The sequence below is a fragment of the Neobacillus sp. Fa239 genome, from assembly GCF_055395235.1.
In genome coordinates, this window is sequence record NZ_AP041611.1 from 1,610,130 (window position 1) to 1,622,232 (window position 12,103).

Here is a 12,103-nt window from a genome sequence, read left to right on the forward strand (position 1 = left end):
AGAGTTACATATAAAAAAGCTAATGGGGAAAACCAAATTTTCTCCATTAGCTTTTTAGCTTATTTAAGCGTTTTTTTATCTTCATTTACTCCCAATCCTTACAAGGCTGATTCATTGAAATGATTTTCGTAAAAATGATGCAATATTTTCCGCTCGATCCAGTTGGTGCTTCAATGGTAAAAGATTTAGGAAAAGTAGTAGACCTGGAAAGGGTTGAACCGGGTGGGACAGCCGGGAAGATGACTGGGTTACTTCCATCAACAAAACCTTCTACAGGTGAAGTGCTATTTACAGAATTAAAAATTTGAAATGTTCCATGGATGTTATCTACTGATATTGCTTCCCAAACTATCTGTTTTCCAGGACCAAAGTTACCGCAAATTTCCTCTTTAATGATCTTTTCCTCTCTATGATGAGTTGTTGTTGTTTTAGGTGGACATGAAACAGGTGTTTCACAGTGAGCCTTCACTGGTGGAAGACATTCGATACCGCAGAAGCATCCAACATCAACAACGATACAAACACCTGTCCTTATGAATTTTTCGATTTTTTTGTCTGAAAAGAAACTGCAGACATCATGATTGGGGCAGGAAGGGATTCCTCCGTTTTTGCCCTGGGGTTGTAAGAGCTCCAGCTCGACACAGCATTGATCATGATCATCTTCAATGACCTTTGATACACGAAATACAGGTGTTTTAAAACATTCAATAGCCTCGTGAGCATGAAAAACGCCTGAACCAATAAAAAAATCACAAGTACCTTTGCATAGAAGCATGATGGGAATTGTATCAATATTGGTTATCACCTCCAATGGTGAATGAAAATCATGACAAAGAATGTGATCATCCTTTTTTCTTGAGGATTGTGCTAGGACGATGCCTTTTAATGTATGACAAATGCAATTGGCTGAATGGTGGTTACAACTCACTGACTTTATAACTCCTTTCCAAGCACGGCTTTTATACCTTATGCTTCTGTTGTTCATAAGGTATGGATTTTGGGTTTATCCCATTTAAAATTAGGCACGTGGAAATTGAGCCTTTTTACTTAAAATTTGGCCATTATCCTATACAAGTTTATATAAGCTGCATTAATTATAATTGACAAACTATCATTCTATCATAAAAAAGGGTGTGGGATTAATGTGTGGGTCTCAAGGAAACGATTGTTGTTGTCCAAATGCTGTCATTTTACAAGAGCAAATTTGTGGGAATTTTAGGGATATTAATGAGATAGTGTGGCAAGCACCTGGTGTGAATGACTATATTCAAGGTACTTTTGAGGTTTTTAATGCGGGTAATGGGCCGGTCTTATTCACTGTTAATAATCTTCCTACCCCGCCTTTTAACGTTCCACGAGGGACTTCCCAGTCTATATCAGTGAATAATCCGACTAATTTCATCATTCAAACGACCGATTTTCCTGGTGCGGTACCAGGAACTCATGGGAAATGGTGTATCACGTTATACAAACGAGTATTCGAATAAACAATCTTATAAAAGGGGAAATGTTAAATGTGTGGATCTGGGTCTAACTCTAATTGTTGCTGCTGCCCAAATGCAGTCGTGTTTCAAGAAAAAATTTGTGGAAATTTGCAGGGGCCTCTTTCTGAATTTCCTGTGTGGCAGGCTCCTACGCCGGAGAATGATTATTTTCAAGGAACCTTTGAAATTTTCAATGCGGGAACCGAACCGATCACTGCAACAGTTACTGACACTTCTGGTTTTGCTGTCCCAATTGGTGGCGCAAATGGCATATCACCAGGAAACTCTATTTCGGTATCAGTAAATAACCCTGCCTCTCTTAATGTTAATGTACCTGCTGGCACACACGGGAAATTTTGCATAACGTTATTTAAGCGTTTATACGGTTAAACAGAAGACGAAAAAGAAAGAAAAAAGAATAATAGGGTAAAAAACCCAATTTTTGGATCTTAAAAATAATTCAAAAATTGGGTTGTTTTGCTTTTTCATAGAATTTAGTTTTAATAAACTAGATTTGTGATGTTTCACTATCTTCAAAATGGATGGAGTTTTGAGCTGGATCCTCCAATTTTCTTTTCATCATGACATAATAGAGGACGGATGGAACGATGATTCCTAAAATCCAAGCAACATCGGCACCGCCCATTGCTTTGGCACCGGGACCGACATAGAGAGAGGTATTCATAAATGGAATTTCAGCGATGACGGAAATGATATAAGAGATAGAAGTAATCTTGTTTATTTTCCCGTACTTGCCATTTAAATCAAAGATATCTTTAATACTATATTCTCCGTGGCGCAGTACGTAAAAATCAATGAGGTTAATGGCTGTCCAAGGAATTAAGAAGTAACTGATGAATAAAATAAAGTCGATAAAATGCGATAAGAAATTTCCTTGTCCTAAAATAGATAACAAAGTGCCAATGGCTGCGATTACGGCAACAAAAGCCATTCTGACTTTAGGGGTAACTTTCACTTTTGAAAAAGGCTCTACAGTCGTGACAGTGGACATAAAGGCGCCATATAAATTAAATGAGTTGATGGATAGCTGTCCAAAGAGGATGGTTGCAAACATAATGATTGAGAAGCTACCAAACTGATGGGCGAGATTTGCACCGGAAGCACTCAAGTAATTTGGAATGGCTGTAGTCAATAGAACTCCCAAAAGCATCATCCAAACCGTTCCTAAGACGGACCCAGCATACGTATACCAGAATGTTTTTGAATAATTCGTATCAACCGGCAAATACCGTGAATAGTCCGCAACATAGGGTGCATAAGAAATCTGCCAAGTAGCGACCACACTGACACTTAACAGGAAGGTCGCAAGGTTAAAGTGTGCTGGGGACCAGCTTCCAGCGGGAACTGGCAATTGAAAAACAATGACTGTCGCAACGATAAAAACAAGGAAAAACAACCATGTTAAGTATTTTTGGATTTTATGAATCAAGTCATGGCCAATCATCGTGACGGTGAAGGTGATCACATTTAGAATAATAATGCTCCAGGTTAAATTTAGGTTTAATGTACTGCTCAAAACCTGAGCGCCTAACAATCCACTGCTGGCAAAGAACCCTAAATACATAAAGATAACGAGAATGAGGGGAATGACCGCACCAATCACTCCAAATTGTGCCCGGCTTTGAATCATTTGCGGGATCCCAAGCTTTGGTCCTTGGGCAGAATGGGAGGCCATAAAAATGGCACCAACTAAATTACCTACAATAATTGCCATTACACTCCAAAATAGATTTAAACCAAAGGTAACGCACAGTGCTCCTGTTACAAGTGTGGTGATATGCATATTGGCAGCAAACCAGACAGAAAATAACCCTCTTGCTTTACCATGACGTTCATTTGCAGGAATAAAATCAATACTTCTCGTTTCAATTTTCATTAACATACCTCCGCTAAATTATTTTTGGAGACTGAACTTAAAGATGTATTTCTTCCTTATTCAAATTACGGTCTTCCGATTTCTCTTTTTCTTTTAACACAAAGCTGAGTAAATCTAAAGCAAGGCGTGCCCCTACTTGACCTGTCATGCCACCGGGATCATAGGGGGGAGCAACTTCCACCAAATCAAAGCCAATCACGTTTCCTCGTTTCGCAATTCTTTCTAGCAATTCATTGACTTCATCGTAAATGAATCCGCCTGGTGAAGGTGTCCCAGTCCCAGGTGCAACGGATGGATCCAAACCATCGATATCGAGAGTAATATAATACTTTTCTCCTTCAGGAATGAGTTCTAACACATTGTCGATTCCCATTTTCCGAATCTGTCTTGGTGATAAAATCACACTTCCATACGCTCTCGCTGCATCAACATCTTCCTTTGTACTGCTGCTGATTCCACGAATGCCAAATTGGAAAATTTTCTGAACATGATCCATTTCCGATAAACGGCGGATACTGCTTCCATGGCCATACCGTTGACCAGAACGATGATCTGCCCAGTCTAAATGGGCATCGATTTGAATAACATGGAAGGGTCCTAAATCCTCTAATCCTTTTCCGACTGGTATGGAGATGGAGTGATCCCCGCCTAAAACGACTGGCATGGCACCTTTTTCCACAATTTTTCGAATCGCTTCTTCGGTGTTTTCATGACATTGCAAAAGATCCCCATGCACCATATCCACATCGCCGCAATCGACAACTTTCCATCTAGGTCCCAAATACATAATGTCATTTTCAATATCGTAGGCGCCATTTAGGCCAAAGCTATAAAGCGTAGAGCCTTCACGAATTCCTCTTGGACCCATTCTTGCGCCAGATTTCCACTGCGTGCCCATATCATTGGGTACGCCAATGACCGCTACGTTTGCATCCAGTTGGTCTAAATCAGGACAAACCGGGTATTTTCCAAACGTACAGATACCGGTAAAAGGCAAATTAAGAAATTGTTTTTCATCTTGATTGGTCATGTAAATTACCTCCTTTAAGATTCTTCAATTATAAAAGATGCAATTTTCATGCCAACCCATAAAAAAGGCTTTTGCGCAATCTTGTAGTCAAAAATGACTAGCGTTGCATGACATATTTTTGAATTTTGCGATTCGCCGTGGATTGACTGATTCCCAATTTTTCTGCCAGTTTGATACTGCTGGAATATTTTTGATACATTCGAACAATATAATCCTTTTCCAATACTTCTAAATAATCATTTAGCGGTATTTCCTTTTCTGAATCAGCAAAGGAATCCATTTTTAGTTCCTCTTCTCCCAGCTCAAGGTTTATTTCGTTCCCGCTAGTGGTGATCATCTTTTTTTCAATATAGTTCCGTAATTCTCTGACATTTCCTGGCCAGCTTTGCTGGCTTAGCCATGCTGCCATCGTGGGTGTAAAATACTTTTCAAGTTTATATTTTTGGTTGACTTGTTCGGTAATCTCATAAACTAACGGAATGATTTCTTCTTTTCGTTCTCGAAGCGGCGGAATTTCAATCTTAATGACATTGATGCGGTAGTAAAGGTCTTCTCTAAATTTCTTTTCTTGAATCATCTTTTCTAATTGTTGATTGGTCGCACAAACGATTCTGCATTTCATCTCAATTTTTTTTGTTCCGCCTATTCTCATGAAGCTGTGGTTTTGTAAGACGGACAATAATTTCACTTGAAGGTTCATGGGGAGTTCACCAATTTCGTCCAGAAAAAGGGTTCCTTCACCTGCGGTTTCGAAATATCCCTTTTTTCCGCCTTTTTTGGATCCTGTAAAAGCTCCTTCCTCATATCCAAAAAGTTCAGACTCAAATAATGACTCTGGTATAGCCCCACAGTTTACTTCAATGAATGGAGCATCTTTTCTTTCAGACATATGATGCATCGCATGGGCAATATGGTTTTTACCTACCCCTGATTCACCTTCTAGCAAAACGGTGACATTAATGTTTGCTACTTTTGAAATAATCTCAAATACCTTTTCCATTTTTCTATCTCTCATAAGGGGTTGATTCTGTAATTTTTCAATTTCCTCTTGATAAATCTGTAAGGCTTTTGCCACCTGTTCATTTTCTTTTTTCAAATACTCAAATTCTGTCATATCTCTGGCGACACTCATGGCTCCTACTAAATTTCCAGATTCATCATGAATGGGGTAGCCAGAGATAATTAGTTTTCTATTGTGTTGCGTTTCTTGAATGAGTGTATCGATCTGATTGGTTCTTAACACGTTTGCAATGACCGAGGGTGAAAAAATACCTCGTTTTTCAAGTTCAAAAATATTGTGATGAAGAATTTGCTCACATGGAATTCCAAATACTGTTTCGGTAGATTGGCTCGTATATAACACCATTCCAGAAGCATCGGCAACAAAGATTTCATCAAAAGAATGCTCTAAAATATGCTTGATGAGAAGGGAATCATTCTTGTTTATATTCATTTCCATCACCCTAGTCATTTTTGATTAATCATATTCAATAATGACTAATAATTCAATATATTTGGAATAATTTCAAAATAATAGGATTTTAGTACTTAGTTATCGATAGCTTTTTCATTATTATTTGAAAAATAGATACTTGTCCGTTTCGAATCTACTCTTTTATTCATATCCTAAAAATACTAGGAAGGAGTTGAATAACTGGTGTCTAATGATGAATTAATTTGTCAAGAGTTTGCTAGAATTATCGGAGGACAAGAGGGATTTGCCGGAGGGAAATGCGTCGCAACAATCAATCGTACTGAAATTCAAGCACTCATTTTAGGAAAACGGTTCAGAGTAACCTCTTCATTCTCATTTGAATCAAGAGATAGTCAAACTGGACGAGCATTATGCTTAGGCAGAGTTGCACTCTTGCAAAAAGAAGTCGATCATTTTGTGGATTCCATTCTTAAACAAGGAATAATCGTCTCATCGATACACAATGAGTGGCTTCATGATAATCCGAATTTAATTTACGTCAATATCGAAGCTGTAGATGATCCAATATCTTTTGCAAGGAAAGTCAGAAGAGCTTTAAGGGGCTAAAGGATGGAAGAGTTAAAGCTAGAAAGAGTTTTAAAAAAAGGACGGTAGATAACCGTCCTTAAATTATTATAGGTTTGGTTCACCATTGATCACAGTGAGGAATCTATTATTCCAAATAGACTCATGATGTTTAATAATATCATTTGCATCTAAAATCGCACCATTTAATGTGCTATGCGTCTCTTTGAAAAGTAGATTTTTTTGATACCCTAAACTATAGGCAGCTCTGATGGTAGTATCGAGACAAAACTCAGTTTGTGCACCTGCAAATATAAGCTGTTCTATTTCATTGGTTCTTAAGTAATCTAAGAGTTCAGTTTGATAGAATGAATCCCATTTGGATTTTTTGATAATTTTATCGGTAGAGGATACCAATAAATTTTTATGTAGTTTCCAGTCATTTTTTCCTTCAAAAAGTTCATCCTGTTCGTTTTGATCAGTATGTTGGATAAAGATAACTTGTATATTTTTTTCATGTGCCTGCTTAATTAGCTTGTTAATATTACTAACTAATTGTTCTTTCAAATATAAATAGTTTTCTGGATAATTGAAAAAAATCTCTTGCATATCAACGATTATGAGAGCCTGTTTCACCTATAAACACTTCCTGTTAGTTTCTTTTTAAATATAACAGGTGCTGTTTAAATATTGCAAAGAATTTTTGTTTTTTCATTTTTGTGATTTAATACATATAGAAAGAAAAATCAAAAAAGATAAGCCCAAAATACTTATGATAGCTCCAATTGTATAAGTGGTATTGATGATGTTGTCATAAATCCAACTAAACATATAATCACCCAATAGATATTTGTAAATTATTTTATGCAAATTTTAGAAAGTTATACTTAAGGATGGAGTGCTGCTCATGATTACCAACCATCAAGATTTCAATGTTAAGGAATTAAACTACACAATTAGATCTGCGATTAAAAGTGATGCAAAAGAATTGTCAGAATTGAGATTACAGATTGATGGAGAAACCGAAAATATGGACAGAGAAAAGGGAGAAGCGTTCATAGACCAAGCAGGTTTTGAAAAAATAATTGAAACGGATACGAACCATACAAGAAATCTATTTTTAGTTGCCGAAGTGGATGGGAGATTGGTTGGTTATTCAAGATGTCAAGGCTATGAATTGAAACGATTCGCTCATAAAGTGGAATTCGGTTTAGGGGTTTTGAAAGATTTCTGGGGATATGGAATTGGAAAAAATCTCATGAAAGAAACCATTGCCTGGGCTGACGAGAGCGGCATTACAAAAATTGTCCTATATGGTGTTCTGGAAACAAATGAAAAAGCGATTGAAATGTATCAAAGACTCGGTTTTGAAATAGAAGGCTTAATGAAAAAAGATAGAATTCTTTCAGACGGAAACTACTATAATACTTATATGATGGGGAGATTTAAGGAATAATAATGATGGAAATATATTTTAATAATCTTTAAGGTATTTGGAGGGGAAGTGTTTATGTTGAAGAAAGTGCTCATTTTGGGTGGTACACGTTTTTTTGGAAAAAAGCTAGTGGAACGATTTATTCAGGAAAAAGCGGACGTCACGATTGTAACGAGAGGAAATACACCTGATGCCTTTGGAGATGCCGTTACACATCTAAAAGCTGATCGTACGGACCCTCAAGCTCTTGAAAAAGTTCTAGGTTCCAATAAATATGATCTTGTTTACGATAATATCTGTTTTGGCCCGGCAGAGGCGGAGGATGCTGTTAAACTATTTACTGGACGCACGGGTAAATATATTGTTACGTCATCGTTAAGTGTTTATGATTTCGGCGGGCCTTCCAAAAAGGAAGAGGAGGTTGACACAAATACATACAAGATTCCCGATCCTTTCCCAACCCAATTTGACTATGCGGAAGGCAAGCGTCTTGTCGAAGCGGTCTTTTTTCAAAAGGCTAAATTTCCAGTAGCAGCGATTCGTTTTCCGATTGTGTTAGGGCCTGATGATTACACCCGCCGACTCCATTTTCACGTTGAACATATTCAACAAGGATTGCCGCTAGGAATACCTAATCCTGAAGCTGAAATTTCCTTCATAAATTCAGATGAAGCTGCTTCATTTCTTTATTTCGTGGGACAATCCGAAATTGAGGGGCCTGTTAATGCCTGCTCTGACGGTGAATACACATTGGCCCATTTAGTAAGCCTAATTGAACGGAATGTCGGAAAGAAAGCTAATGTCCAATCGGAGACAGATCGGAATCATATGTCCCCGTTCGGTATACCGGTTTCCTGGACAATGGATACTTCAAAAGCGGTAAAGGCTGGTTATTCCTTTACCCATTTGAACGATTGGCTGCCTGCGTTAATAGAGGAAATTGCAGCACAATCCAAAAGTGAATAAGGATAAAATGATGGCTACGGTAGTCCGTTTGGTTTTGCCCAATGGATCATTCGTGGCTTTTTTTTGTTAAGAAATTGTTTATTGGAGCCATTTTGTAGAATACACATGAAACTTTGTAGAATTCCTTCACGGAAGGTTGTAACTGGAGGTACAAGACTTGAGGAGGGGACCGCTGTAGCGATCCTTTTTGGTTGTATAAACGAAATCCCTTTCGGATTAACGCCGAACTTAGCCCTTATAATGCAGTAATCCAGAGAAATTATGAAAAACGACATTAAAGATGTCATGATTAAAGAAAGATATGATACCAAATGCAATCATTAATAAGCCAATAATCCAGGAAAGTGGAGCAGCATCAAAAAAATCATACGTGTCCCAAAAGAAAAATCCTAAAATAAAAAATATGATGCCAATCACGATCAGAATGAACGGTCCAATCACCGTTAATCACCACCTTTTTGTCATTTTATTATTCAACTTCTTGTTAGATGAATAGATAAAAGGCCTATAATCAATGGTGATCGTATTAAGAATTGGAAAAAAGGCTAGGAAAATAATTTCCTAGCCTTACGGAATTTCTTTTTAGAAGAGAATGGCTTCATTTTCTCTAATCCAAATTGAATACCATATAAAAGAAATGCTCTCAATTCAAGTAGGACTACTAATTGGATGGGACTCATTTTTATTAAAGATGAAATATCTAAACGTTTTATAAGTTTCATTCCTGGAAAGGCAAATAAAAAATGGACAATTAAGTTTGCCAGTATATATAAAGGAAACCTGCCAAAAGTCATTTTTAAAATCCAAAGAGTTCCGATAAAAAAAGGACCAATAATAAAAGGAATATCTCCAGGAACTTTGGGATGAATACTGGAATAAAATAGCCACCATTTTCGTTTTTTGGCCATTATGTTCGTTATTTTTACCACGATGCAAATAAATATTGATGATGGGAGAAACCGGTATAATGTCCTTCGTCCCAGAAGTGGAAGGGAAAACCAGGGAAGAATCATTATCAGGATCAATAAGAATCTGGATTTCTTCACAAAACACAACTCCTTTTTTCTAAAAGGTGAGGTGGAGTATTCCAAAAACCTTACCCTTGCTTGGTAAGTATAACCATTAAAATAATATTTATGTATGGAACTGCTTTTTTAGGGGGAGTGAGGTAATGAAAGGAAAAAAGTTGAAACAGGAGTTAATTGTTGGATGTGTTTTGTTCGGGATTTTAATCCTATTAGGTACTTTACAAGTCATTTTTTCTCCATTCCTTTTTGTTAGAGCTGTATCGATCATTGGAGTAATAGGCTGTTCAATATGTGTTGGTGCATTTTTTAGACAGCTTTTTATTTTGAAAATCGACAGGGAGGTTTAACACACAATTATTATAAGAAAGAAGGAAAGCTTGAAAAAAGCGAACTAATTATAGAAGCACTCACATTTGTGGGTGTTTTTTGTGTTAACGCAATCTTTAATATTTTCAAAAAATTTGTTAAAATTAAAACTTAAACAGTTAGATAGAGATTTTGGGGGAATTATCATGAAGGTGTTTTTGGATTTAGGATGGTTCTTTAAACAGGAGAAGAGAGCCTACATATTTGGGGTCGTGATCCTATTATTTGTGGCCCTGCTTCAGCTGGTTCCGCCGAAAGTGATCGGCATTGTCGCGGATCAGATCAAAAACGGAACGTTGACAAAAGGGATGATTGTTCAATGGACAATCGTACTGGCTGCGGTTGGACTTGCGATGTATGTGCTCCGGTATTATTGGAGAATCATGATTTTTGGTTCCTCCAGGAAGCTTAGTAAAATATTGCGAAATCGATTATACGAACACTTCACCAATCTGTCGCCGGCTTTTTATCAAAAACGGCGAATTGGCGACTTAATGGCCCACGCGACCAATGACCTGCAGGCGGTTCAGGAAACAGCCGGGACAGGGGTATTAACTCTCGTCGATTCACTCTCCACAGGTGGATCGGTCATCATTGCGATGGCGTTTACCATCAGCTGGAAGCTGACGTTGATCTGTTTGATCCCCATGCCGTTCATGGCAATGCTGACCAGCTGGTTCGGCACGATGCTGCATCGCACCTTTCATAAAGCGCAAGAAGCCTTTTCCTCTTTAAATGATAAAACTCAGGAAAGCATCACCGGTATTAAAGTGATTAAAACATTTGGGCAGGAACATGAAGATATCGAGGATTTCCGAAAGCAGTCCGAGGATGTGGTCCAAAAGAACATTGTCGTGGCCAAAATTGATTCCTTATATGATCCGACGATTTCGATTATTATCAGCATCTCATTTTTCCTGGCAATTGTATTTGGAGCGAAATACGTGCTGAACCACGAATTAACGATTGGGCAATTAATCTCGTTTACTACGTATTTAGGTCTATTAATCTGGCCGATGCTGGCCTTCGGATGGTTATTTAATATTGTTGAACGCGGCCGGGCTTCCCACGACCGGGTTGTCGCGCTGCTGAAGGAGCCGGTGGAAATCCGTGACCGAGAGGAGGCACTCAATCAGGTGCCGAGCGGGGATTTGAGCTTTGATATCAGTGAGTTCGCCTATCCAGGTGAATCAATGGCCAGATTGAAGGAGATTTCGTTCACGCTGAAAAGAGGAGAAACGCTCGGAATTGTCGGGAAAACCGGGGCGGGAAAAACAACGCTGTTAAAGCTGTTAATCCGTGAATTTGAAATCGAACAGGGAAAAATCCAGTTTGGGGGGAAATCCATTCAAGACTATCAAATGAAGAAACTGCGAGAAGCGATTGGCTACGTCCCGCAGGATCATTTCTTGTTTTCAGCAACCGTGGCCGAAAATATTGCCTTCACCAATCCGGAAAAGGAACTGGCAGATATTGAGCAGGCCGCAAAATTAGCGAATATTCATGAGGATATTCTCCAGTTTACCGATGGGTACCAGACCGTGGTGGGGGAACGAGGTGTCTCTTTATCGGGCGGACAGAAACAAAGAATTTCCATAGCCCGTGCCTTAATGATGGAACCGGAGATCTTAGTTCTTGATGATTCGTTGTCAGCCGTTGATGCCAAGACAGAAGAAGCAATTCTGACAGCCTTAAGGCAAAATCGCGAAGAGAAAACCACTATCATCACGTCACATCGATTAAGTGCCATTCAACATGCCAATTTAATTCTTGTATTGGATGAGGGAAGAATCATCGAAAGAGGGACCCACGAGGAATTAATGGTCAAAGGCGGATGGTATAAGGAAATGTATTTACGCCAGCAGCTTGAGGAGCTGGTCGAGCATGGAGGTCACTAA

The 12,103-nt window shown here is 38.4% G+C and carries 14 protein-coding genes; 7 read left to right on the forward strand and 7 right to left on the reverse strand.

The annotated features are described in order from the left end of the window. Positions 1-85: 85 nt before the first annotated feature. Positions 86-928, reverse strand: coding sequence for a CotY/CotZ family spore coat protein (locus tag ACZ5XR_RS07670; RefSeq protein ID WP_464501070.1), 843 nt, complete (start codon positions 926-928; stop codon positions 86-88). 214 nt (positions 929-1,142) lie between these two features. Between ACZ5XR_RS07670 and ACZ5XR_RS07675 the strand changes: the two genes are divergently transcribed. Together ACZ5XR_RS07675 and ACZ5XR_RS07680 are read left to right on the forward strand one after the other, a co-directional pair. Further along, positions 1,143-1,487 carry an S-Ena type endospore appendage gene (locus tag ACZ5XR_RS07675; RefSeq protein WP_464501071.1) on the forward strand — a complete coding sequence of 115 codons (345 nt, stop codon included), beginning with the start codon at positions 1,143-1,145 and terminating at the stop codon, positions 1,485-1,487. A gap of 27 nt (positions 1,488-1,514) precedes the next feature. Continuing rightward, positions 1,515-1,874, forward strand: a complete 360-nt coding sequence (locus ACZ5XR_RS07680) for an S-Ena type endospore appendage (RefSeq protein ID WP_464501072.1) — start codon at positions 1,515-1,517, stop codon at positions 1,872-1,874. Positions 1,875-1,992: 118 nt separating this feature from the next. On the opposite strand, the gene ACZ5XR_RS07685 is transcribed toward ACZ5XR_RS07680, so the two are convergent. The 3 genes from ACZ5XR_RS07685 to ACZ5XR_RS07695 all read right to left on the reverse strand — a co-directional run bounded on the left by ACZ5XR_RS07685 (position 1,993) and on the right by ACZ5XR_RS07695 (position 5,864). After that, complete coding sequence (locus ACZ5XR_RS07685) at positions 1,993-3,381, reverse strand: purine-cytosine permease family protein (protein WP_464501073.1); 1,389 nt, start codon at positions 3,379-3,381, stop codon at positions 1,993-1,995. Positions 3,382-3,418: 37 nt separating this feature from the next. Continuing rightward, positions 3,419-4,411 carry an agmatinase gene (gene speB / locus ACZ5XR_RS07690; RefSeq protein WP_464501074.1) on the reverse strand — a complete coding sequence of 331 codons (993 nt, stop codon included), beginning with the start codon at positions 4,409-4,411 and terminating at the stop codon, positions 3,419-3,421. A 97-nt stretch (positions 4,412-4,508) separates the two neighbouring features. Next, positions 4,509-5,864, reverse strand: coding sequence for a sigma-54 interaction domain-containing protein (locus tag ACZ5XR_RS07695; protein ID WP_464501075.1), 1,356 nt, complete (start codon positions 5,862-5,864; stop codon positions 4,509-4,511). Positions 5,865-6,065: 201 nt separating this feature from the next. Between ACZ5XR_RS07695 and ACZ5XR_RS07700 the strand changes: the two genes are divergently transcribed. Next, positions 6,066-6,452, forward strand: a complete 387-nt coding sequence (locus ACZ5XR_RS07700) for a DUF1259 domain-containing protein (RefSeq protein ID WP_464502257.1) — start codon at positions 6,066-6,068, stop codon at positions 6,450-6,452. A gap of 66 nt (positions 6,453-6,518) precedes the next feature. Here the strand turns inward: ACZ5XR_RS07700 and ACZ5XR_RS07705 are convergent, their stop codons facing one another. Continuing rightward, positions 6,519-7,046, reverse strand: coding sequence for an isochorismatase family protein (locus ACZ5XR_RS07705; protein ID WP_464501076.1), 528 nt, complete (start codon positions 7,044-7,046; stop codon positions 6,519-6,521). Positions 7,047-7,317: 271 nt separating this feature from the next. Between ACZ5XR_RS07705 and ACZ5XR_RS07710 the strand changes: the two genes are divergently transcribed. Together ACZ5XR_RS07710 and ACZ5XR_RS07715 are read left to right on the forward strand one after the other, a co-directional pair. Then, positions 7,318-7,866, forward strand: a complete 549-nt coding sequence (locus ACZ5XR_RS07710) for an N-acetyltransferase family protein (protein ID WP_464501077.1) — start codon at positions 7,318-7,320, stop codon at positions 7,864-7,866. A 54-nt stretch (positions 7,867-7,920) separates the two neighbouring features. Next, positions 7,921-8,811, forward strand: a complete 891-nt coding sequence (locus ACZ5XR_RS07715; protein ID WP_464501078.1) for an NAD-dependent epimerase/dehydratase family protein — start codon at positions 7,921-7,923, stop codon at positions 8,809-8,811. 228 nt (positions 8,812-9,039) lie between these two features. Here the strand turns inward: ACZ5XR_RS07715 and ACZ5XR_RS07720 are convergent, their stop codons facing one another. Continuing rightward, positions 9,040-9,252, reverse strand: a complete 213-nt coding sequence (locus ACZ5XR_RS07720) for a hypothetical protein (protein WP_464501079.1) — start codon at positions 9,250-9,252, stop codon at positions 9,040-9,042. Positions 9,253-9,356: 104 nt separating this feature from the next. Continuing rightward, entirely contained in the window at positions 9,357-9,857 is a 501-nt protein-coding gene (locus tag ACZ5XR_RS07725) for a hypothetical protein (protein WP_464501080.1), read from the reverse strand. Positions 9,858-9,982: 125 nt separating this feature from the next. Here ACZ5XR_RS07725 and ACZ5XR_RS07730 point away from each other — a divergent pair, with 125 nt between their 5' ends. After that, positions 9,983-10,186: a hypothetical protein gene (locus tag ACZ5XR_RS07730; protein ID WP_464501081.1), complete on the forward strand. Its 204-nt coding sequence runs from the start codon at positions 9,983-9,985 to the stop codon at positions 10,184-10,186. Positions 10,187-10,351: 165 nt separating this feature from the next. Further along, positions 10,352-12,103: an ABC transporter transmembrane domain-containing protein gene (locus ACZ5XR_RS07735; RefSeq protein WP_464501082.1), complete on the forward strand. Its 1,752-nt coding sequence runs from the start codon at positions 10,352-10,354 to the stop codon at positions 12,101-12,103.